Raw genomic sequence first — 21309 nt, 5'->3', positions numbered from 1 at the left:
AATAAATATAACAGGAGAAATTATCATGTCAGTAGAAGAAAAATTAAATCAAGCTAAGGGTTCTATTAAAGAAGGTGTTGGTAAAGCCATCGGTGATGAAAAAATGGAAAAAGAAGGAACAGCTGAAAAAGTTGTTTCTAAAGTAAAAGAAGTTGCTGAAGATGCCAAAGACGCTGTAGAAGGCGCTATCGAAGGTGTTAAAAACATGTTGAGTGGCGACAATAAATAAGGCTAAAAGTTACTTTATCTTTTTAGTAACATTAGTCAAAAGAGTCTGAGTCAAAATGATTCTCAGAAAACAAAAAGCTAGAGATTTCCAATTGCGGAACTCTAGCTTTTTAATTTTGCCTCTTTCTCTTATTATATTTCAGCAGGTTGTTGACCGTTAGTACGAATCCCATGTCAATTCTCACTTGACGCTTACCTCTCAGATGACATCTCTTATAACCACGCAAACCTTTATCTGCCCAAAGACAGATTTCATATCAATCTTACGTTTAGCGAAAATTTGTCTACCCTTGGAAGATAAAAGTGACTGATATTCTTTAGTTTTTAAACACTGGTAACGTTCATTCATATACATTCCCTTTTGAGGGGCTGATTCAGGTTCATAATCGCAGTCAACATTGATTTCAAGGATTTTTACTTTCTATCTACTCTTTTTCATTATGTATTTTCGTATAGGTGTTTCAACAATTTGAACGATTTCAAATCCTTCTTTTTGGTAAAGATTATAAGCTGCTTGATTTGCTTCGAAGACATTTAAAGAAATACTATCTATGTCTCCATTTTTAAACATCAATTGAATAAAATCCTTAAATGCCTGGCTACCTAAGCCTTGTCCCTGTTTCTGGGGGTTGATAAAAAATCTTCCAATATGAAGATTACTGTCTTCTAGCCTGATTTTTTGTATTAGTCCGACAAACTCGTGTGCTTCAAAGATTGAAAAGATTCCTTCTAAATCTTGCAAGGCTTGAAGGGTCAGTGGAAAAGGAATCCTTGGTCCCATCCATTGTTCTTGAAAGGATTTGCCAAGGGAGTTGGACCATTGGCATACGAGCTGAGCGTTTTCTGCGCTCACCTTTTCTTCAAAACGAATTATCATCTTTGCCTCCCCATCTTATCTATTTTCTCCATTATACTACTTCTCCCGTTTTTTACGAATAGATAAGTATGATTGATTTTTATTTTTTTCTTGTCGGGAGCATTCTCGCTTCCTTTCTTGGTTTGGTCATTGACCGTTTTCCAGAGCAATCCATTATCAGCCCAGCCAGTCACTGCGATTCCTGTCAGACTCCCTTGCGTCCCTTAGATTTGATTCCGATTCTCTCACAGGTTTTTAATCACTTTCGCTGTCGCTACTGCAAGGCTCCTTATCCTGTCTGGTATGCCCTCTTTGAACTAGGCTTAGGACTCATATTTCTGCTTTACTCTTGGGAATTACTTTCCTTGAGTCAAGTCATCCTAATCACTGCGGGTTTGACCTTGGGTATCTACGACTTTCGCCATCAGGAATATCCCTTACTGGTCTGGATGACTTTCCACCTAATCCTCATGGCTTCCTCTGGCTGGAATCTGGTCATGGTCTTCTTCCTTGCCCTTGGAATTTTAGCTCATTTTATTGATATTAGCATGGGCGCAGGGGATTTTCTCTTTTTAGCTTCCTGCTCTCTCGTCTTTATCGTAACGGAGTTACTGATCTTGATTCAGTTTGCTTCTGCAACAGGAATTCTAGCCTTTCTCCTACAAAAGAAAGAGGAAAGACTTCCTTTTGTGCCTTTCCTCTTACTCGCTGCTTGTGTGATTATTTTTGGTAAGCTACTGCTTGTTTGATAAAGTCCTCAATCGACTCTCCTTCATGGAGGGCTTTTACGATTTTTGAACCAACGATAACGCCATCTGATACCGCATTGAAGCGTTCAACATCGGCTTGACTAGATACACCAAAACCTGTCAAGACGGGGATGTCGGCCACTTGATGCAATTGTGCCAAGTGCTTGTCCAAGTCTGCTCGGTAATTTCCTGATTTCCCTGTCACCCCATTGATGGCAACGGCATAGACGAATCCTTCTGCCCCATCAATCAACTCTTTCTGGCGTTCAATTCCTGTCGTCAAACTAACTAGAGGAATCAAGGCAATGTCTGTGTCTGCCAAAAATGGTTCTACAAAGTTGGCATGCTCATGAGGCAGGTCTGGAATAATCAAGCCCTTAACCCCTGTATCTTCCAAATCTTTGACAAAGTTCTCCACACCGTACTGAAAAAGGGGGTTGAAGTAGGTCATGATGACCAGCGGAACCTCTGTTTCAATGGTTTTCAAGGTTTCAACCAAAGCTTGTGTCGAAGTCCCGTGGGCTAAACTACGCAAGCCAGCTTCTTCGATAACTGGTCCATCTGCAACAGGGTCTGAAAAAGGAATACCCACTTCAATAGCCGAAACACCCAAATCTTCTAAAAAGTGAATTGTTTCTCCGAGACCATCCAAACCTTTCTCGTGGTCTCCAGCCATGATATAGGGAACGAAAATTCCTTTTCCAACTGCTTTAATAGCGTTTAATTTTTCTGTTAGTGTTTTAGGCATGAGTTTCTCCCTTCTTTGCTGCATCTGCTTCCAAGCGGTCTTTGACTTGAACCACATCCTTGTCACCACGACCTGATAGACAGACTATCATGGATTTGTCTGGTCCAAGTTCTTTGGCCAATTTCACCGCAAAGGCGATAGCATGACTAGATTCTAAGGCTGGGATAATTCCTTCCACACGAGACAAGAGTTGGAATCCTTCCAAGGCTTCCTCGTCTGTCACAGGAACATAGCTGGCACGTTTAATATCGTGGTAGTGAGAATGTTCTGGACCGATACCAGGATAGTCCAAACCTGCTGAGATAGAGAAGGCTTCAAGAATTTGACCATGGGCATCTTGGAGCACATCCATGAGGGAACCGTGAAGGACACCTGGACGACCCTTAGTCAAGGTAGCTGCGTGGTGCTCTGTATCCACACCAAGTCCAGCCGCTTCAGCTCCATACATAGCTACAGACTCATCTTCTACAAATGGATGGAAGAGACCGATGGCATTAGAACCACCGCCAACACAGGCTACTAGGGCATCTGGCAAATCTTGACCTGTCAAGTCGCGGTACTGTTGTTTAGCCTCTCGACCAATGACACTTTGGAAATCACGAACAATTTCTGGGAATGGATGAGGACCCAAGGCAGAACCAAGAATATAGTGGGTATCATCGATATTAGCCACCCATGAACGAAGAGCTGCATTGACCGCATCCTTAAGCACGCGCGAACCATCTGTCACGGCCTCAACCTTAGCTCCCAAAAGCTCCATACGGAAGACATTAAGGGCTTGGCGTTTGACATCCTCCTCACCCATATAGATGGTACATTCCATGTTAAAGAGGGCTGCAGCAGTTGCAGTTGCCACACCGTGCTGACCTGCACCTGTCTCAGCGATAATTTTCTTTTTACCCATGCGTTTAGCCAAAAGAACTTGTCCCAAGGCATTGTTAATCTTGTGTGCCCCTGTATGGTTAAGGTCTTCACGTTTAAGATAAATCTTGGCTCCGCCGATATGCTGGGTCAAATTTTTTGCGTAGTAAAGGGGAGTTTCACGCCCCACATACTGGAGCAAGAGTTGGTTTAATTCCTCTTGGAAACTTGGATCTGCCTGACTTTCACGGTAGGCCTTTTCCAACTCCAAAACTGCTGTCATCAATGTTTCTGGGACGAAACGTCCTCCGAATTTTCCGTAAAATCCATCTTTATTTGGTTCCTGATATGCCATTCTTTACCCTCTCTATAAATCTTCTAATCTTTTCATGATCTTTTTGTCCATCTGTCTCCACTCCGCTCGATACATCTACTGCATAGGGAGTAAAGTGTTGAATTGCTTTTACTACATTGTCTTCATTAAGCCCACCTGCGATAAAGAAAGGCTGAGTTAGTCCAATCGTATCCAGTTGAGCCCAGTCAAAGGTCTGGCCACTCCCTGCCACAGGGGCATCAAAGAGTAGATAGTCTGCCTGAGAATTGGGCACATGACCCTCTCCATCCACCTGCACAGCCTGAATACTGGCACAAGGTAAATCCTCAAACAAATCATCTGCCACCTGACCGTGAATCTGTACCAAGTCCAAGCCAACTTTGTCAATCGCTTCTAGCAGTTCTGCCCGACTTGGTGAAACAAATACACCAACCTTTTTGACATCTGCAGGAATAAGCTTTGCCAGCTCAGCAGCCTCTTCCAAAGTCACCTGTCTTTTACTAGGTGCAAAGACAAAACCGATGTAGTCTGCTCCTGCTGAAACGGCTGTTTTCACCGCTTCCTTGGTCGATAGTCCACAAATCTTAACCTTTGCCAATCTGCAACTCCTTGATTCTCTGGGCCACATCTTCTGCCTGCATGAGAGCTGTTCCCACCAAAATTCCGTTAAAGTATGGTGCTACTCGTTCCGCATCCTGCCCTGTGAAAATAGCAGATTCAGAAATGTAATAACGACCTTCCTTAAAGTGCTGGGCCAAATCCACACTGGTCTGCAAGTCAACTTCAAAGGTGGTCAAGTTGCGGTTATTAACACCAATAATCTCCGCACCAAGTCTGTGAGCTACCTCTAGTTCAGCTAGATTGTGAGTCTCCACTAAAACTTCCAGACCAAGCTCTGTCGCGTAGTCGTAAAGTTCCTTAAGGCGTTCTTCTGCCAAGGCTGCCACAATGAGCAAGATGACTGTCGCACCTGCATTGCGAGCTCGGATGATTTGCTTTTCATCGATGATAAAGTCCTTGTTGAGGGTCGGAATCTCTACCTGACTGGAAATCTCACGTAGATAATCCAAATGTCCTTTAAAGAAAACTTCATCTGTCAGAACAGAAATCATCACTGCTCCGTTCGCTTCATAAGTCTGGGCCTGTTGCACAATATCCACATCTAGATTGATATCTCCCAGACTAGGGCTAGCTTTCTTGACTTCAGCGATTACCTGCAAGCGGTCTTGATGATTCTTCAAAAAGTCTGTCAAGCGATAGGTCTGGCGCAAGGGCTGGATTTCCTCCAGCTCCATCTGCTCAACCTCACGCACCTTCTGCTCCAAAATTCGTGCTAAAAATTCCTGACTCATTTTTGGTACTCCTGTAACAGTCTGAGTTTTTCAAGGGCCTTGCCACTAGCAATGACTTGACGAGCTAAGGCAACTCCTTCCTTGATACTATCTACCTTACCATTAGCATAGAAACCAAGACCAGCATTCAAGACTGTCGTTTCCAAGAATGGACTTGGTTCATTTTTGAGAACGCTGAGCAAAATTTCTGCATTTTCCTGAGCGTTGCCTCCACGAATATCGTCGATAGCGTAGCCTTCCATCCCCAAATCCTCTGGAGTAAAGCTTGACAAGCTGATTTCGCCATTTTCAAGAAGAGCAATCGTGGTTGTTCCATTCAAACCAGCTTCATCCAAACCTTCTGGTCCAGCAACCACGATGGCACGTTTGCGACCCATATTTTTCAAAACCTGAGCTGTACTTTCTAGAAGTTCTGGACGACTAATTCCAAGAAGCTGTGTTTCCAAAGCCATTGGGTGAATCAGAGGACCAGTCAAGTTCATAATCGTTGGAATTCCCAATTCCAAACGAGCTGGCATGATATATTTCATAGCTGGGTGCATATTTTTGGCAAAGAGAAAGACGATGCCAGTTTTATCAAAGACCTTACCTAGTTCAGCTGGTTTGAGATCAAGATTGATGCCCAAGGCTTCGAGGACATCTGCAGAACCAGATTTAGAAGAAATCGAGCGGTTACCATGCTTGGCCATGTGAACACCGCCACCAGCCAAGACAAAGGCTGCAGTTGTCGAAATGTTAAAGCTAAAAGATTTGTCCCCACCTGTACCACAGTTGTCCATGGCATCATGAATTTCAGTTGGAATATGTTGGGCATGCCCTCTCATGACTTGGGCAATGGCTGTGCGTTCTTCAGGTGTTTCCCCCTTCATCTTAAGAGCTAAGAGGAGAGAAGCAATTTGCGCTTCAGTTACACGCCCAGTTACGATACGCTCAATGACATCCGTCATTTCCACACCTGATAAATTTTCAAATTTTGCTAGTTTTTCAATAATCTCTTTCATCCTAGTTTCCTCACTTTACAACCTTCTCGATAAAATTCCGAATAGAAGACAAGCCATCTGGCGTTCCGATACTTTCTGGATGGTACTGGAAGCCATAAATTGGAAGATTTTTGTGTTGAATTCCCATAATAGCTTGGTCATCAGTTGAACGAGCTGTCACTTCAAAGTCTTCTGGCATTTCTTCAATCAAAATACTGTGGTAACGCATGACCGCACGGCCGTCCTCGATGCCTTGATACAAAACAGATGGCGCTTCAAAGCTGATATTACTCTGTTTCCCATGCATGACTTTTGGAGCCAAACCTAACTTACCACCAAAGACTTCTGCAATGGCTTGGTGGCCCAAACAAATCCCTAAAATCGGCTTCTTGCCAGCAAAGTCACGAATCATGTCTTCCATCTTACCAGCATCAACTGGCCAACCTGGACCAGGAGAAAAAACCAGACCATCTGCTTTTTCAGCTTCTTCGTACAGCTTGGGATCATCATTTCTCAAGACTTGCACCTCTGCAAAATTCCCAATGTATTGGGCCAAGTTATAGGTAAAAGAATCATAGTTGTCAATCAATAAAATCATGGTCTTAGTTCTCCAATTCTAGTCATAGATTTTGCTTTGTTAATGGTTTCTTGGTATTCGTTTTGGGCGATGGAGTCGTAGACAATCCCTGCCCCAGCCTGCACATAAGCTGTTTGATTTTTGAGAATCATCGTTCGGATGGCAATGGCGAAATCCATATCACCCGTCGCAGACAAGTAGCCGATTGCTCCTGCGTATACGCCCCGTTTTTCCGTTTCCAGTTCATAGATGCGTCTCATTGCGCGAATTTTTGGTGCTCCAGAAACAGTTCCAGCAGGAAGTGTTGCTTTCAAAGCATCCATAGCAGTGAGTTCTGGAAGCAAACGCCCCTTGACCACGCTGGTCAAATGCATAACATAACGGAAGAGCTCCACTTCCATATACTTGGTGACTTGGACACTGGCCGTTTCAGAGATGCGGCCAATATCATTACGTCCCAAGTCTACTAACATCCGATGCTCTGCTGTTTCCTTCTCATCCGAAAGCAGGTCTGTCGCCAAATCCTTGTCCTCTTCATCCGTAGCGCCTCTTGGTCGTGTCCCTGCAATCGGATTGGTTGTCACGATGCCATTTTTGACAGAAACCAAACTTTCTGGACTAGCTCCGATGATTTGATAATCCCCAAAATCATAGAAATAAAGGTAATTAGATGGATTGGTCACGCGGAGATTTCTGTAGAAGTCAAATGGATTTCCAGTAACTTCTGCTGAGAAGCGCTGACTGAGTACACATTGGAACATATCGCCATTACGAATCAAGTCACGAGCTGTTTCCACCATTTCCTCAAACTTCTGAGGAGCGATATGGGGTTTGAAGTCCAGTGGAGATAGATCCAAGTCTTCAAATTCATTTGGAGCAGGAATGCGTAATTCCTCAAGCACTTGGTTTAAGGCTTCTTCCAAGTCTTCTTGGCTACGCTCACTATAAAGAGCATCCTCGATGACATGGATTTTTTCCTTCTTGTGGTCAAAGACAATGTAACTCTCATAGACGAAGAAATGCATGTCTGGCGTTCCAATTGTATCTTCAGGAATTTGACCAATTTCTTCATAAAGCGAAATCATATCGTAACCAACAAAACCAATGGCTCCCCCACCAAAAGGTAGGTCTGAATGGTGTTGGCTCTTATGAGTCACTTCATAAAGGAAATCCAAGGGATCCCGATCAATCACTTGACCATTTTGATAAAGAACTCCATTTTCAAACTTAATCTCAAAAACTGGATTATAGGCTAAGATAGAAAAACGAGCGGTTTCCTTGTCTCTCGGAATACTCTCTAAGATAACCTTGTGTTGCCCCTTTAGGCGCATATAAGCCAAGATTGGTGATAAAACATCTCCATGAATGATTCGTTCCATTGTAATTTCCCTTTCAGTTCTACTTCTAGTCCGTGGCGACTGTATGAAAAATCCCCACGCAAAACAACTTGCGTGAGGACGAAATTCGCGGTGCCACCTCAATTATAGGATTTCTCCTATCTCTCATTCCTGTCTCAGATATTTCCTGTAACAGGCTGTGCGATAAAGGGCACTCCCTTGAGAATTATGTTTTCTTCTCTCGTTTCAGATGGACCCAACCTTACAGCTTTCTCTGCTTGTTTCCAGCAACCACAAGCTCTCTGTGAGAGAAAAGACTGTAATTTTTCCATCTTTTATTTTTTAGCTTCTAGGTAATCTGCAATCGCAGCTACGTCCTTGTCTCCACGACCAGAGACATTGATGATGATAATGTCGTCTTTACTTAGTTTCGGTGCACGTTTAACTGCTTCTGCGATAGCGTGCGAACTTTCAATCGCTGGGATAATCCCTTCAGTCTTGCTGAGAAGGAGGAGAGCCTGAACAGCTTCTTCATCTGTCGCTGCAACATATTCCACGCGACCTGAATCTTTAAAGTAGGCGTGTTCTGGGCCAACCCCTGGATAGTCCAATCCAGCTGAGATAGAGTAAACTGGAGCTAGCTCTCCATCTTCCTTAAAGACTGCATAAGTCTTCATGCCATCAACAATTCCGATACTACCTTTTGTCATAGTAGCTGCGTGCTTGTCTGTATCAAGTCCGTGACCAGCAGCTTCAACCCCAACCAATTTAACTTCTTCATCAGCCACATACTGAGAAAAAGCACCAATAGCATTAGAACCACCACCTACACAGGCAATAACGTAGTCTGGTAAACGACCTTCTTTTTCTAAGATTTGACAGCGAGATTCTTCACTGATGACCTTTTGGAACTCATGAACAATGGTAGGATAAGGGTGAGGCCCTACAGCAGATCCCAGAACATAGAAGGCTTCCAAATCATTCATCCATGCTCCAAAGGCTGCATCAACCGCATCCTTAAGAGTTCGTGTTCCCGTTTCAACTGCGTGAACAGTTGCTCCCATCATCTCCATACGGAAAACATTGAGACGTTGACGTTCCACATCCTCTGCCCCCATGTAGACATCACAGGCCATACCAAACTTGGCTGCAGCTGCCGCCGTCGCAACCCCGTGCTGACCAGCTCCTGTTTCTGCGATTACTCGTTTTTTGCCCATACGTTTGGCCAAAAGAATCTGTCCTAAAACGTTGTTTAGCTTGTGAGAACCAAGGTGGTTAAGGTCTTCGCGCTTGAGATAAATCTTAGCGCCACCTAGGTGGTCTGTCAAACTTTCCGCAAAATAGAGTGGTGTTTCGCGACCTGAATAGTCCTTTAAGTAATGGCGAAATTCTGCCAAAAATTCTGGATCGTCCTTGTACTTTTCAAATGTCACTTCCAACTCATCCAACAAAGCCTGAATCGGCTCCGGTACAAAACTACCACCAAATTGTCCGAAATAACCTTTAGTTGTCATAAAATTTTCCTCTTTCTGTATTGGTTCCAAGATATGAAAAAAGCCCACACACAGAATTAAATTCCATGTGAGGGCGTTAGTAACGCGGTGCCACCTCAATTATAAAGGGACTATCCCTTTACATCTCTGCCTTGTCTAACAACAAGTTGCACTGTAAGGTGTGCGCACCGAATTTTCATTGTTTCAAATTCATTTTCAAAATCAGCCCACTTTCACTACTTCCAACCACCTGTTCACAATCACCACAGGCTCCCTGAAGATCAAAAATAGTTACTTTTCTGATTTGTTGAACTTATTTTAATACTTTGTTTTTTCTTTGTCAAGACTTTTTTACAATTTTTTTGATGAAGCTAGTACTTTTTCAGAAACTGTTTTGAAAGTCTCAATGATATAGTCCACTTCTTCATCGCTTAATTTAGTGTGAAGAGGGAGCGTAATTTCATTTTCAAAGAAGGCATAGGCCTTAGGATAATTCGCCATATCAAAGCCAAGATTCTTATAGGCTGTTAAGAGAGGAAGCGGTTTATAGTGTACGTTACTTGCAATTCCTGCTTTAGCCAATTCTTGGATGATGAGGTTGCGTTCTTCTAAGCTTGCTCCTTCTACATGGGTGATATAGAGGTGGCGTGAAGATTCGACAGTATCAGTCTTGTGTGCAAGTGGGTGAATACGAGTACCCACAAAACCACGATCATAGCGGTCCACAATGTCCTTACGACGTTCTAGCAAACCAGGATAACGATCCAATTGTACCAAACCAAGGGAAGCCATGATATCGGTCATATTGCACTTGTAGGCTGGTGTGACGATATCGTATTCCCATGAGCCCAATTGCATCTTAGCTAAAGCATCCTTAGTTTGTCCGTGAAGGGAAAGAATTTGGAATTCCTTGTACATCTCTTCGTCGTCAATCGCTGGATTGGCCTTCCAAGTCGCACTTCCTCCCTCAGCCGTTGTAAAGTTCTTAACAGCATGGAATGAGAAGGAAGTAAAGTCAGCGATAGAACCAGCTGGTTGTCCTTTATAAGTAGATCCCAAAGCATGGGCACTATCAGAAACAATCACGATACGGTTAAAGGCTTTTTGCCACTTGCTTGAAGCGGTAAAGAGATCACGTTTTTTCTCCACAACTTGGAACAAACGATCATAGTCGCAAACAATCCCTGCAAGTTCTACTGGGATAATCACCTTGGTCTTTTCAGTAATGGCTTGCTCGAGCAAGTCATAGTCCATCTCAAACGTATCTGCTTGGATATCCACCATGACAGGGGTTGCTCCCACATGCGTAATGACACTACATGAAGCTGTATAGGTCATGGCTGGAACGATGACTTCATCACCAGGTCCCACTTCCAAGACGCGTAAAATCAACTCAAGAGCGGCAGTCGCAGAGTTAAGACAGACAGTCTTAGGCGTCTGTGTATATTGAGACAAGCGACGCTCCAGTTCTTTTGTCTTAGGACCTGTTGTAATCCAACCAGAACGCAGGGTATCCGCTACTTCAGCAATTTCTGCTTCCGTAATATCGGGTGGTGAAAATGGAATATTGTAATTTGGCATTGATTTGCTCCTTTTATCTGTACTCATTTTCTCATGACTACTTTATTTTAGCACTTCAAACACGGTTTGAAACATGATTTTGATGTCTCCAAGGAAACTAAACTCTCGGAGATAGGCGAGGTTATAGCGCATCTTTTCAGGAAGAACATGCTCTACATAGGCTTGGTCAACCGACAGACCTTTCTCCGTCATTTGACTGATGATAGTGTCCTCATCCTTGTAGTTGATGCTGGCTGGAGAGGTAATCCCTGCTGGCAAAAGCAAGGTCGCCATCATTTCAGGGCTATACTGCTCTGTGTAACGAGGCACTTCAGGACGCGTCCCTACAAAGGACATCTCACCTTTAAGAACATTGACCAACTGAGGCAGTTCGTCCAAACGCACACGACGGATGAAATTGCCAACCTTGGTAATGCGGCTATCGTTAGCAGAAGTCACCAAACTTCCTTTTTTGTCCGCATCCGTCACCATGGTACGGAACTTCCAAATCTTGAACCGACGGTTGTACTGGGTCACGCGCTCTTGCTTGTAAATCACTGGCCCCTTGCTATCCAACTTGATCCAAATGCTCAAGATGAGAAAGATGGGAGAGGTCAGAATCAGCAAGATTACGGCTAGAACCCAGTCCAAGCAACGCTTGAAAATCAGCGAACCCTTCCTTTTAGAGACAAGCTGGTAGTAAGACTCAACCTCGCTTGATTTCATTTCCACGGGCAAGTCTTCCCATTTCAGCATACTGTTTCTCCTTTGTTTTTATTATACTATTTGTCAACATTTTTCATTATACCACAAAATAGATAAGGCGGTGAAAGAAATCTGTAATTTGAAGGATTTCCTTCTTACACTCAATGAAAATCAAAGAGTATTAAGACATAGCACCCGCCTGCAAACTATACATCTTGTGATAGGTTCCTCCCAGAGTCAAGAGTTCCTCATGGGTTCCGCTCTCGATGATGCGCCCCTTGTCCAAAACATAGATGCAGTTGGCGTCTTGGATGGTAGAAAGGCGGTGAGCGATGGCAATGGTTGTCCGTCCCTGTCTCATCTTAGCCAGAGAAGCTTGAACCAAACTTTCTGTTTCAGAGTCAATATTGGCTGTCGCTTCATCCAAAATCAGGATTTTAGGCTGACTGGCGACTGTTCTGGCAAAGGCAAGAAGCTGACGCTGACCTGTTGAAAAACTGGAGCCACGCTCAGAAACAGGGGCGTCATATCCCTGAGGAAGTTCTTGAATAAAGGAATCTGCATCCACGAAGGCTGCAGCAGCCTGGACCTGCTCATCACTGATTTCTTGGTACATGGCGATATTGGACTTAATGGTCCCATGATAGAGGAAGGGATCCTGCAAGACCAGACCAATGTTTTTTCTCAACTCTTCCTGACTGTAGTCCCGGATATCTACATCGTCCAAGAGAACTCGCCCTGACTGGAATTCATAAAAGCGCATGAGGACATTGATAATAGACGATTTCCCAGAACCTGTATGCCCTACAAAAGCTATGGTTTCACCCTTATTAACAGAGAAAGAAATGTCATCCAGAATCGGATGTTTGCCATCATATGAGAAGCACACATGTTCAAATCGAATATTGCCTTCTTTGACTTTAGCCTGCCCACTTTCTTGAAGAGGTTCATAGGTCCTCTCGTCAATCAAGGCAAATACACGACCTGCAGACACCATGGAAGTTTGAAGGGTTGAAAAGTTTTGAGTCACCTCAATCAGGGGATCAAAGAGACGATTGATGTACTGGATAAAGGCATACATGGTTCCTGCCGTTATTCCCAGATAAAGTCCACGATAGCCAAAATAGGCCATTAAAACTGCATAGCCTAGGAGTTTCAACAAACTCATGGCAGGACGCAAAAAGAGGGCATCCAAGGCTACAGAACGGTTGGCATAGACCAAGTGTTCTTGGTTGATTTCATCAAACTCTGACTGTAGGCGCTTCTCTTGATTAAAGGCCTGGATTATTCTGATTCCCTCGATGTTTTCAGCCAGCTTGCTATTGATATCTGACAAGAGACTTCTGGTTTTCTCAATGATTTTCACTGATTTTTTCCGATAGAGATTGACCAAAAGGAAAATCAAGGGGAGAAAGAGCAAGACTAATGCTGTCAAACGAAAATCCAACACCAACATGGTATAAAGAGTTGTCAGAAAGATGAAAACTGCTGAGATAAAGCTGGACAAAATTCCCGAAAACATATCACTGATGGTCTCGGTGTCATTTGTCAAACGAGAGACGATAGAGCCTGCTGGCGTCTTGTCAAAATAAGACATGCCCAGCTTTTCCATATTGGCAAAGGCATCGCGACGAATATCCCTAACAATACTGTAAGACACGCGCGCAAAGAGAAGATTGCCGACATACTGGACCAGAGTTTGTAGGATATAAAGGCCATAGTAGGCCAGCAAAACGGTCACAGCGAGTTGATTGAGATTGCTGAGATACTGGTCGATAAAGTGGGAAGCCACAAGGGGAATGACACTTTTGATCACCGTCGTCGCTAGGAGAAAACTGAGTGCCAAAAAGGTAAGGAGTCCATAAGGCTTGAGATAAGACATCAAGCGCTTCAATACAGCCCATTGTTCTTTCTTATTCTGCATCTTCTTCTCCTTTCATTTCCAGCTGCTGAGACTGGTAGGTTTGGGCATACCAGCCATCCAAAGCTAGCAAGTCTTCGTGCCTGCCTCGTTCGATAATTTGACCATTTTGCAGGACTAAAATCAGATCTGCATGGACAACTGCACTGAGGCGATGAGCCGTGATAATGGTTGTTTTGTTCTTTCGCGTCTCCTTGAGTTTGTCGATAATCGCATACTCCGTCTTGGCATCCACAGCCGACAAAGAATCATCCAAAATCAAGATATCAGGATCTAAAATCATAGCCCGACTCATGGCCAGACGCTGCTTTTGACCTCCAGAAAGACTGACTCCCTTTTCACCAATCAACGTATCAAATCCCTGAGGCATGTCTACAATGTCTTGATAAACTTGAGCTAGCTTAGTCGCTTCCTCGACCGCTGAAAGGGGCAAGTTAGGATTGCCAAAGCGTATATTGTCTAAGGTTGAATTCGCAAAGAGGAACTGGTCCTGAGGAACGTAGCCCATGAGACTGCGAAGGTCTGTCAGACGATAGTCACGAATACTATGACCGTTTAGGTAAATGGCCCCCCTATCCACATCATATTCACGCAAGAGGAGTTTGATCAAGGACGTTTTTCCAGAGCCTGTCTGACCAACCAAGCCCAGAGTTTGCCCTTTTTCCAAACTAAAGTGAACATTTGTCAATGTTTCCTCATTTTCAAATGCAAAACTATCAATGGCATACTGCAAACGCCCATTTTCAATACCATCTAAAGGAAACTCTGGGTCTTTTACTGGTGATTCCTGAGACAAAAGTTCCTCAATCCGCTGGTAGGAAACCTTCCCTCGCTGAGTAATATTAAAGAGGAAACCGATGGCCATAAGAGGCCAAACCAGCATATCCAAGTAGCTGATAAAGGTGACCAGATTCCCAACCGTGATTTGCCCTTTCTGAACCATCAAGGAGCCAACCAAGAGCGTTAAAACATAGGAGGAACCAACAAATAAGAGAACCATAGGGTCAAAGAGACTATCGTATTTCATGGTTTGCAGGTTCTTTTGGAAGGTCAATTCATTGACTGCTTGAAAGGACTTCAACTCGTCCGCCTGATATCCGAAAGACTTGGTCACTTTGATACCTGATACAGACTCCTGTACCTTGTTATTGAGTTCAGAAAAGGCAGCCTGTGATTCGCCAAAAGCCTTGTGGGTCTTTCTCCCTAGACGACTGGTCGCATAAGCCATGAAAGGTAAGGGTAAAATGGCAACCAAGGTCATCTGCCATGAAATGCTAAAGAGCATGGTCAACAAGGTCACTAAAGCTGTGATTGAGGCATCCACCGCTGACATAACTCCTCCCCCTGCCAGACGCGTTAAGGCATTGATATCGTTGGTTACGTGTGCCATCAGGTCCCCCGTCCTATAGGTTTGATAAAAGGCTGGAGACATTTTTGTGAAATGCTCAAATAAGCGAGAGCGCATAATCTGTCCCAAACGGTAGGAAGTACCGAGGATATACATACGCCAAACATAGCGCAGATAGTACATCCCAAAGGCTGCAAGAAGCAAGTAAAATAGGGCAAGAAGGAGGTCCTGCTGGGTTAATTGCCCCGATGTGATGGCATCAATGACCCTCCCCATAACCATTGGGGGAATAAGGTTGAGGACGGAAACCAAGACCAGAGCCACAATCCCGACTAAATAACGGCGTTTTTCTAACTTGAAAAACCACCAAAGTTTTTGAATAATGGACATAAAATCCCTTTCTGATTGCAAATAGAAACCTGAGGCCAAGACCCCAGGTTTTTCTTATTCATAGGTTACGACTGTGACCGCACCCTTGTCATACTCAGCGATAAAGATATTGGCTACATTGTCATGCCCTTGCTTGCTGAGGTTATCAAGCAGCCACTCTTCGCTACGACCAATCGATTCCAAAACATCGACTTGGATCACACCGTCAGTCACAACTGGATACTTAGGATTTTCATCTCCTATTTGGACCACGATGAGTTGGCCATTTTGCTCCTGCACAGCGCATTTGACCTGTTTCATCTGGAAAATCCCTTGGCTACGAAGTTTGAGAGCAACTTCTGCTGCAGACAAACCAACTGAACGACAGGCTTCTGGGTCAATCTGCCCATTTTTGATAAGGAGAGTTGGTTTTCCATCAATCAAGCGTTTGACAAAACGAACATTGTTATTGAGCCACTTGAGGGTCAAGACCAAAATCGTCCACATCATCAAAATCACTGCGTACTGCAGAATGCTGATTGAACTATTGTAAATCACCCCACCGATGATACCACCAAGAACATAGTTCTGAATTTGGTCTGTAGCAGAGTTAGGTGCTAGATTCCCCTTTCCTGTCACATTAATAACAAAAACAAGAGAGAAAAGACCCAAGGCCAGTTTGATTAAAATTTCCATATAATTGAGTGTCATTTGTTTACCTCCACCAATTCAATAGCGTCTGTTTGATGCAATTCTAATTTCTCTAAAAGATACTTGTCTGGTTGGCTCCCGTTCATGGCACGATAGAAATTTGAACCTACCTTGATAAGTGCTCCATCAGTGGCTGCAGAAGTATTGACATAAACTTCTGATTTATCCACTCCCAAGTCTTTGGAAACAACCTCTATGAAATGAAGGGAAGTTTGAAATTGGTTGTTAGAGGCTTGATTGGTCTGGTATTTTGAGATTGTCACCAAAAGCATGGCCACCAAGGTCAAGGCCAAAATCATGACCAATTCCCGAAACTTAGTCCCCTTTTTATCTCGATAGGCTTTAAAAGCAAAAAATCCTGTGATAGCTAGGAGCACAATCCCAAAGCCAATCATCATTCCATTTTGCTGACTGATTTGGCTAAGTACATAGTCATATGAGTAAAATTTCATTTATTTTCACTCCCTTTCATAAAATCATTCTTCATTATAAACGAAAGAGAGTGATTTTTCAAGCCATACGTTGGGGAAATAGACCTTTTTTTGGTATAATGAAATCTATAATCTGAATGAAAAAGGTAACTTTATGAAACTTATCTCATGGAATATTGATTCCCTCAACGCAGCCCTAACTAGTGACTCAGCTCGTGCCAAATTGTCCCAAGAAGTCCTACAAACCTTGGTCGCTGAAAATGCTGATATCATTGCTATTCAAGAAACTAAGCTTTCTGCTAAAGGCCCAACAAAAAAACATCTCGAAGTACTAGAAGAACTCTTCCCAGGCTACGAAAATACGTGGCGCTCTTCCCAAGAACCTGCCCGGAAAGGCTATGCTGGTACTATGTTCCTCTATAAGAAAGAACTCACACCCACTGTCACTTTCCCAGAAATCGGTGCTCCGTCTACCATGGACTTGGAAGGCCGTATCATCACTCTAGAATTTGATGAATTTTTCGTAACCCAAGTTTACACACCAAATGCTGGCGACGGACTCAAACGCTTGGAAGAACGTCAAGTCTGGGATGTCAAATATGCGGAGTATTTGGCTGAACTAGACAAAGAAAAACCAGTCCTTGCGACCGGTGACTACAATGTAGCCCACAATGAAATCGACCTTGCAAACCCTGCTAGCAACCGCCGTTCACCTGGATTTACCGACGAGGAGCGTGCTGGATTTACCAACCTTTTAGCAACTGGATTTACGGATACCTTCCGCCACATTCACGGCGATGTTCCAGAACGCTACACTTGGTGGGCACAGCGCAGCAAGACTTCTAAAATCAACAATACAGGCTGGAGAATCGACTACTGGCTCACCAGCAACCGCATCGCTGACAAAGTAACTAAGTCTGATATGATTGACTCAGGTGCTCGCCAAGACCACACACCCATTGTCATGGAGATTGAGCTCTAAGGAGAAAGCTAATGGACTATCAAGCTGTCATTCCTGAATTTGTAGTATCTGACCTCGAAAAGTCACGCCACTTCTACTGCGACTTGCTGGGATTTTCTGTCGAATACGAGCGCCCCGAGGAGAAATTTCTCTTCCTCTCGCTTGAAGACTGCCAACTTATGCTAGAAGAAGGCAGCGCAGAAGAATTAGCTCAGCTGACCTACCCTTTCGGGCGCGGTGTCAATATTTCCTTTGGCATTGACGATGTCCCTCAGCTCCACCAAAAACTGCTGGAAGCTGACTATCCTATCCATCGTCCCCTGACCAAAAGAGAATTTCGAGTGGGAGATAGCTTTATTTACCCTCACGAATTTGCAGTTTTGGATCCAGATGGCTATTTTTTAAGATTTAGCGAATAGAAAAAATCTTTCAAATCAGAAAAAGGCATATTGTCAAGTCTTGAAAAATCTTGATAATATGCCTTTTATGATGGAAAAACCTTCTAAATGTTAGTCAATAAGTTAATTTTTGCCCATTTTTATTATATTTGTTCGTTTTTCAAACCAAAACACTAACAAAACATTTGATTTCTAAAGTTATTTAGTGTAAAATAAAAACATTGGCTCAAGCCTATTTAAAATTAAATATCGTTTTACTTGTTTATGTCGTGAATTGGCACGACGTTTCTACAAGGTGCCGGAACACCTAACAATAAGTAAGTCAGAAGTGAGGTATGGTCGTTTTTGTCATGCCTATTTTGGGGACTTACTTAGAGATTAAGTAGGTCCTTTTTCTATTTCTTGCTAGAAACTATAAACAAGCAAATGGATTGGCTTTTAGACTTTAGGAGGTCTTATGAAATTATTAGAAGAGCGCATCCTCAAGGATGGGCATATCTTGGGTGATAACATCCTCAAGGTGGATTCCTTTTTAACCCACCAAGTTGACTTTGGCTTGATGCGAGAAATTGGTAAGGTTTTTGCAGAAAAATTTGCTTCTGCTGGTATTACCAAAGTCGTGACCATTGAAGCGTCGGGTATTGCCCCAGCCGTTTTTACAGCGGAAGCCTTAAACGTTCCCATGATTTTCGCTAAAAAAGCTAAGAACATCACTATGAACGAAGGCATCTTAACTGCCGAAGTTTACTCCTTTACCAAGCAGGTAACCAGCACCGTTTCTATCGCTGGAAAATTCCTCTCACCAGAGGACAAGGTTTTGATTATCGACGACTTCCTTGCTAATGGCCAAGCTGCTAAAGGCTTGATTCAAATCATCGAACAAGCTGGTGCCACAGTCGAAGCTATCGGTATTGTGATTGAAAAATCCTTCCAAGATGGCCGTGATTTGCTTGAAAAAGCAGGCTACCCTGTTCTATCACTCGCTCGTTTGGATCGTTTTGAAAATGGTCAAGTCATATTTAAGGAGGCAGATCTCTAATGCAAACTCAAGAAAAACATTCGCAAGCAGCCGTTCTTGGCTTGCAACATTTACTAGCCATGTACTCAGGATCCATCCTGGTTCCTATCATGATTGCGACAGCCCTTGGCTATTCAACTGAGCAGTTGACCTACCTGATTTCTACAGATATCTTCATGTGTGGGGTGGCAACCTTCCTCCAACTCCAACTCAACAAATACTTTGGAATTGGACTCCCAGTCGTTCTTGGAGTTGCCTTCCAATCCGTCGCTCCCTTGATTATGATTGGGCAAAGCCATGGAAGTGGCGCTATGTTTGGTGCCCTTATCGCATCAGGGATTTACGTGGTTCTTGTTTCAGGCATCTTCTCAAAAGTAGCCAATCTCTTCCCATCTATCGTAACAGGATCTGTTATTACCACGATTGGTTTAACCTTGATTCCTGTCGCTATTGGAAATATGGGAAATAACGTTCCAGAGCCAACTGGTCAAAGTCTCTTGCTTGCAGCTATCACTGTTCTGATTATTCTCTTGATTAACATCTTTACCAAAGGATTTATCAAGTCTATCTCCATTTTGATTGGTCTAGTTGTTGGAACAGCCATTGCTGCTAGCATGGGCTTGGTTGACTTCTCTCCTGTTGCAGCAGCACCACTTGTCCATGTCCCAACTCCCCTCTACTTTGGGATGCCAACCTTTGAAATCTCATCTATTGTCATGATGTGTATCATCGCAACGGTTTCTATGGTTGAGTCTACTGGTGTTTACCTAGCCTTGTCTGATATCACAAAGGATCCAATCGACAGCACGCGCCTTCGCAACGGTTACCGCGCAGAAGGTTTGGCCGTACTTCTCGGAGGAATCTTTAATACCTTCCCTTACACAGGATTTTCACAAAACGTTGGTTTAGTTAAATTATCAGGTATCAAGACTCGCCTGCCAATCTACTACGCAGCTGGTTTCCTGATTCTCCTTGGACTCCTTCCTAAGTTTGGCGCCCTTGCCCAAATCATTCCGAGTCCTGTCCTCGGTGGTGCCATGCTAGTGATGTTTGGTTTTGTCTCGATTCAAGGGATGCAAATCCTCGCCCGCGTTGATTTTGCTAACAATGAACATAACTTCCTTATAGCAGCTGTTTCAATCGCTGCAGGTGTCGGACTCAACAACAGTAATCTCTTCGTCAGCATGCCGACAGCCTTCCAAATGTTCTTCTCAAACGGAATCGTCGTAGCCAGCCTACTCGCCATTGTCCTCAATGCTGTATTAAATCATAAAAAGAAATAAGAAAAAAGAGGTGTGAGCCTCTTTTTTGTTTATAGCTAATGAACAATTATTGTAAAAATAAATCAGCTAAAAATCCTTCTCTCAACATTTCTAAGTTAAACACATTAGTAATATGACTAAATGCTTCTGCTAGAGGTAAGTGTGCTGTTCTCCATCCTTGACCATCAGTAACCCAAACAAATTCAACATCGTCATCTGATGTAATAACAAATTGACTGAGTTCAGTAAACTCTCCAGCCACCGCTTTTAATTTACTTCCTCCTCCACCATAGTAATTCGTTTCAATCAGCCAAACCTTATGTTTTTCTCGGGAATAAACTGCAACATCAAATCTTCTTTCAGACTTATCGACAGGTACCTTAATCCCCCACTTATCTTTAATATATTGGGATGTAGCTTGAGCTTTCCAATCCAATTTTTGTTCCTGAGAAATTTTTGCTACATGTCTCTCTAAAATCCCCTCCATGGTTGTTCCACTTCGGTTTTTTCGTGCATTGCTATCTAATCCAGTCTCCACTCCATAAACATAATCAACTAATGAACGATTAGCATGTTGTTGTAAAAAATTTAATAAACCAGATTTCTCAATAAATTTCATGTAATCATCTATTCTACTAGTGTCTATTGTTTTGAAATCCAATTGTTCAAAAGACATATTATCGTCATTATCTATTGTCAGAATATCTAAAACATTATCACGACTTGCAATCAAACTAGGAATTGCTTTTAACAAATTGGGTTGTTTAGTGAATAAGTGTAATGCTTCCGAATAGATATCATCTTTACCGATTAAGTAGTTTAAAGTATTCAACTCTAGTTCATACTTCTTGGTTTCACGATTAACTTTATTCCAATTCACATAATACTCTGGCGTTCTGTTGGTAATTGATAATGATTCTAAGAAAATCATTAACCTTTCTTGTGGGGTTTTTATTAAATAATTTTTTAAATTCATAATTAATTTTCCTCTTGTTTAGGTAATGGTAAGCCAATCGCATCTAACGGAATATAATTAAGGGCACCTCTAAAAACTCCACTCTTATCACAAAAGAAAAAATCAACTGTATGTGTCTCATTTAGTTGGCACAT

22 protein-coding genes, 1 pseudogene, 1 riboswitch and 2 other annotated features are annotated in these 21309 nt (G+C 43.0%); of the genes and pseudogenes, 6 read left to right on the top strand and 17 right to left on the bottom strand.

Annotated elements, in window-relative coordinates; genetic code table 11:
* The first annotated feature begins 25 nt into the window (after positions 1 to 25).
* Complete coding sequence (locus tag K1I71_RS07520; RefSeq protein ID WP_000109960.1) at positions 26 to 229, top strand: CsbD family protein; 204 nt, start codon at positions 26 to 28, stop codon at positions 227 to 229.
* A gap of 109 nt (positions 230 to 338) precedes the next feature.
* Here the strand turns inward: K1I71_RS07520 and K1I71_RS09620 are convergent.
* Positions 339 to 610 (bottom strand): annotated as a pseudogene (locus K1I71_RS09620) (transposase); the annotation flags it as partial.
* A 39-nt stretch (positions 611 to 649) separates the two neighbouring features.
* Positions 650 to 1105 carry a GNAT family N-acetyltransferase gene (locus K1I71_RS07515; protein ID WP_223330640.1) on the bottom strand — a complete coding sequence of 152 codons (456 nt, stop codon included), beginning with the start codon at positions 1103 to 1105 and terminating at the stop codon, positions 650 to 652.
* Between the two features lie 68 nt (positions 1106 to 1173).
* Between K1I71_RS07515 and K1I71_RS07510 the strand changes: the two genes are divergently transcribed.
* Complete coding sequence (locus K1I71_RS07510; RefSeq protein ID WP_223330639.1) at positions 1174 to 1833, top strand: prepilin peptidase; 660 nt, start codon at positions 1174 to 1176, stop codon at positions 1831 to 1833.
* Here K1I71_RS07510 and trpA read toward each other — a convergent pair.
* The 14 genes from trpA to K1I71_RS07440 all read right to left on the bottom strand — a co-directional run bounded on the left by trpA (position 1805) and on the right by K1I71_RS07440 (position 16581).
* Complete coding sequence (gene trpA / locus K1I71_RS07505) at positions 1805 to 2581, bottom strand: tryptophan synthase subunit alpha (protein WP_223330638.1); 777 nt, start codon at positions 2579 to 2581, stop codon at positions 1805 to 1807. The two genes, K1I71_RS07510 and trpA, sit on opposite strands and share 29 nt — an antisense overlap.
* Positions 2574 to 3797 carry a tryptophan synthase subunit beta gene (gene trpB, locus K1I71_RS07500; RefSeq protein ID WP_223330637.1) on the bottom strand — a complete coding sequence of 408 codons (1224 nt, stop codon included), beginning with the start codon at positions 3795 to 3797 and terminating at the stop codon, positions 2574 to 2576. Before trpB (K1I71_RS07500) ends, trpA begins: the two co-directional genes overlap by 8 nt.
* Positions 3775 to 4374, bottom strand: coding sequence for a phosphoribosylanthranilate isomerase (locus tag K1I71_RS07495; protein ID WP_223330636.1), 600 nt, complete (start codon positions 4372 to 4374; stop codon positions 3775 to 3777). Before K1I71_RS07495 ends, trpB (K1I71_RS07500) begins: the two co-directional genes overlap by 23 nt.
* Positions 4361 to 5128 (bottom strand): indole-3-glycerol phosphate synthase TrpC, encoded by a 768-nt coding sequence (trpC, locus tag K1I71_RS07490; RefSeq protein WP_223330635.1) that lies wholly within the window; start codon positions 5126 to 5128, stop codon positions 4361 to 4363. The genes K1I71_RS07495 and trpC overlap by 14 nt, the downstream gene beginning before the upstream one ends.
* The gene (trpD, locus tag K1I71_RS07485) at positions 5125 to 6129 is read right to left on the bottom strand and encodes an anthranilate phosphoribosyltransferase (RefSeq protein WP_223330634.1); all 1005 of its coding nucleotides are present in this window, start codon (positions 6127 to 6129) and stop codon (positions 5125 to 5127) included. The genes trpC and trpD overlap by 4 nt, the downstream gene beginning before the upstream one ends.
* A gap of 10 nt (positions 6130 to 6139) precedes the next feature.
* Entirely contained in the window at positions 6140 to 6706 is a 567-nt protein-coding gene (locus tag K1I71_RS07480) for an aminodeoxychorismate/anthranilate synthase component II (protein WP_000601909.1), read from the bottom strand.
* Positions 6703 to 8064, bottom strand: coding sequence for an anthranilate synthase component I (gene trpE, locus K1I71_RS07475; RefSeq protein ID WP_223330633.1), 1362 nt, complete (start codon positions 8062 to 8064; stop codon positions 6703 to 6705). The genes K1I71_RS07480 and trpE overlap by 4 nt, the downstream gene beginning before the upstream one ends.
* 71 nt (positions 8065 to 8135) lie before the next feature.
* Positions 8136 to 8361 (bottom strand) — a binding site (T-box leader).
* Positions 8358 to 9536, bottom strand: coding sequence for a tryptophan synthase subunit beta (gene trpB / locus K1I71_RS07470; protein ID WP_223330632.1), 1179 nt, complete (start codon positions 9534 to 9536; stop codon positions 8358 to 8360). (Overlaps the previous feature by 4 nt.)
* 66 nt (positions 9537 to 9602) lie before the next feature.
* Positions 9603 to 9832, bottom strand: a binding site (T-box leader).
* A 34-nt stretch (positions 9833 to 9866) separates the two neighbouring features.
* Complete coding sequence (locus K1I71_RS07465) at positions 9867 to 11096, bottom strand: DegT/DnrJ/EryC1/StrS family aminotransferase (protein WP_223330631.1); 1230 nt, start codon at positions 11094 to 11096, stop codon at positions 9867 to 9869.
* 42 nt (positions 11097 to 11138) lie between these two features.
* Positions 11139 to 11831 carry a sugar transferase gene (locus K1I71_RS07460; protein WP_049546568.1) on the bottom strand — a complete coding sequence of 231 codons (693 nt, stop codon included), beginning with the start codon at positions 11829 to 11831 and terminating at the stop codon, positions 11139 to 11141.
* A gap of 130 nt (positions 11832 to 11961) precedes the next feature.
* Complete coding sequence (locus tag K1I71_RS07455; RefSeq protein ID WP_223330630.1) at positions 11962 to 13704, bottom strand: ABC transporter ATP-binding protein; 1743 nt, start codon at positions 13702 to 13704, stop codon at positions 11962 to 11964.
* On the bottom strand, positions 13694 to 15439 hold the full coding sequence (locus tag K1I71_RS07450; RefSeq protein WP_223330629.1) for an ABC transporter ATP-binding protein: 1746 nt from the start codon (positions 15437 to 15439) through the stop codon (positions 13694 to 13696). The genes K1I71_RS07455 and K1I71_RS07450 overlap by 11 nt, the downstream gene beginning before the upstream one ends.
* 54 nt (positions 15440 to 15493) lie before the next feature.
* Positions 15494 to 16129, bottom strand: coding sequence for a DUF421 domain-containing protein (locus K1I71_RS07445; RefSeq protein WP_125413593.1), 636 nt, complete (start codon positions 16127 to 16129; stop codon positions 15494 to 15496).
* Positions 16126 to 16581, bottom strand: coding sequence for a DUF3290 family protein (locus tag K1I71_RS07440; protein WP_000675343.1), 456 nt, complete (start codon positions 16579 to 16581; stop codon positions 16126 to 16128). Before K1I71_RS07440 ends, K1I71_RS07445 begins: the two co-directional genes overlap by 4 nt.
* Before the next feature lie 133 nt (positions 16582 to 16714).
* Here K1I71_RS07440 and K1I71_RS07435 point away from each other — a divergent pair, with 133 nt between their 5' ends.
* The 4 genes from K1I71_RS07435 (at position 16715) to K1I71_RS07420 (ending at position 20220) form a co-directional block, all read left to right on the top strand.
* Positions 16715 to 17542 (top strand): exodeoxyribonuclease III, encoded by an 828-nt coding sequence (locus tag K1I71_RS07435; RefSeq protein WP_223330628.1) that lies wholly within the window; start codon positions 16715 to 16717, stop codon positions 17540 to 17542.
* Between the two features lie 11 nt (positions 17543 to 17553).
* Positions 17554 to 17940, top strand: a complete 387-nt coding sequence (locus K1I71_RS07430; RefSeq protein WP_223330627.1) for a bleomycin resistance protein — start codon at positions 17554 to 17556, stop codon at positions 17938 to 17940.
* A gap of 217 nt (positions 17941 to 18157) precedes the next feature.
* Positions 18158 to 18253, top strand: a riboswitch (purine riboswitch).
* Between the two features lie 123 nt (positions 18254 to 18376).
* The gene (locus tag K1I71_RS07425; protein ID WP_223330626.1) at positions 18377 to 18958 is read left to right on the top strand and encodes a xanthine phosphoribosyltransferase; all 582 of its coding nucleotides are present in this window, start codon (positions 18377 to 18379) and stop codon (positions 18956 to 18958) included.
* Entirely contained in the window at positions 18958 to 20220 is a 1263-nt protein-coding gene (locus K1I71_RS07420) for a nucleobase:cation symporter-2 family protein (protein ID WP_153198664.1), read from the top strand. Before K1I71_RS07425 ends, K1I71_RS07420 begins: the two co-directional genes overlap by 1 nt.
* 46 nt (positions 20221 to 20266) lie before the next feature.
* Here the strand turns inward: K1I71_RS07420 and K1I71_RS07415 are convergent, their stop codons facing one another.
* Positions 20267 to 21175 (bottom strand): type II restriction endonuclease, encoded by a 909-nt coding sequence (locus K1I71_RS07415; RefSeq protein ID WP_223330625.1) that lies wholly within the window; start codon positions 21173 to 21175, stop codon positions 20267 to 20269.
* Positions 21176 to 21309: the final 134 nt, after the last annotated feature.

The sequence above is a fragment of the Streptococcus mitis genome (assembly GCF_019929545.1).
Classification (GTDB): Bacteria; Bacillota; Bacilli; order Lactobacillales; family Streptococcaceae; genus Streptococcus; species Streptococcus mitis_BU.
This window is presented reverse-complemented; position numbering and strand designations above follow the sequence as displayed.

Coding starts and splice junctions, on each gene's coding strand:
- K1I71_RS07520 (WP_000109960.1), top strand. CDS start 26: ATGTCAGTAGAAGAAAAATTAAATCAAGCTAAGGGTTCTATTAAAGAA.
- K1I71_RS07515 (WP_223330640.1), bottom strand. CDS start 1,105: ATGATAATTCGTTTTGAAGAAAAGGTGAGCGCAGAAAACGCTCAGCTC.
- K1I71_RS07510 (WP_223330639.1), top strand. CDS start 1,174: ATGATTGATTTTTATTTTTTTCTTGTCGGGAGCATTCTCGCTTCCTTT.
- trpA (WP_223330638.1), bottom strand. CDS start 2,581: ATGCCTAAAACACTAACAGAAAAATTAAACGCTATTAAAGCAGTTGGA.
- trpB (WP_223330637.1), bottom strand. CDS start 3,797: ATGGCATATCAGGAACCAAATAAAGATGGATTTTACGGAAAATTCGGA.
- trpC (WP_223330635.1), bottom strand. CDS start 5,128: ATGAGTCAGGAATTTTTAGCACGAATTTTGGAGCAGAAGGTGCGTGAG.
- trpD (WP_223330634.1), bottom strand. CDS start 6,129: ATGAAAGAGATTATTGAAAAACTAGCAAAATTTGAAAATTTATCAGGT.
- K1I71_RS07480 (WP_000601909.1), bottom strand. CDS start 6,706: ATGATTTTATTGATTGACAACTATGATTCTTTTACCTATAACTTGGCC.
- trpE (WP_223330633.1), bottom strand. CDS start 8,064: ATGGAACGAATCATTCATGGAGATGTTTTATCACCAATCTTGGCTTAT.
- trpB (WP_223330632.1), bottom strand. CDS start 9,536: ATGACAACTAAAGGTTATTTCGGACAATTTGGTGGTAGTTTTGTACCG.
- K1I71_RS07465 (WP_223330631.1), bottom strand. CDS start 11,096: ATGCCAAATTACAATATTCCATTTTCACCACCCGATATTACGGAAGCA.
- K1I71_RS07460 (WP_049546568.1), bottom strand. CDS start 11,831: ATGCTGAAATGGGAAGACTTGCCCGTGGAAATGAAATCAAGCGAGGTT.
- K1I71_RS07455 (WP_223330630.1), bottom strand. CDS start 13,704: ATGCAGAATAAGAAAGAACAATGGGCTGTATTGAAGCGCTTGATGTCT.
- K1I71_RS07450 (WP_223330629.1), bottom strand. CDS start 15,439: ATGTCCATTATTCAAAAACTTTGGTGGTTTTTCAAGTTAGAAAAACGC.
- K1I71_RS07445 (WP_125413593.1), bottom strand. CDS start 16,129: ATGACACTCAATTATATGGAAATTTTAATCAAACTGGCCTTGGGTCTT.
- K1I71_RS07440 (WP_000675343.1), bottom strand. CDS start 16,581: ATGAAATTTTACTCATATGACTATGTACTTAGCCAAATCAGTCAGCAA.
- K1I71_RS07435 (WP_223330628.1), top strand. CDS start 16,715: ATGAAACTTATCTCATGGAATATTGATTCCCTCAACGCAGCCCTAACT.
- K1I71_RS07430 (WP_223330627.1), top strand. CDS start 17,554: ATGGACTATCAAGCTGTCATTCCTGAATTTGTAGTATCTGACCTCGAA.
- K1I71_RS07425 (WP_223330626.1), top strand. CDS start 18,377: ATGAAATTATTAGAAGAGCGCATCCTCAAGGATGGGCATATCTTGGGT.
- K1I71_RS07420 (WP_153198664.1), top strand. CDS start 18,958: ATGCAAACTCAAGAAAAACATTCGCAAGCAGCCGTTCTTGGCTTGCAA.
- K1I71_RS07415 (WP_223330625.1), bottom strand. CDS start 21,175: ATGAATTTAAAAAATTATTTAATAAAAACCCCACAAGAAAGGTTAATG.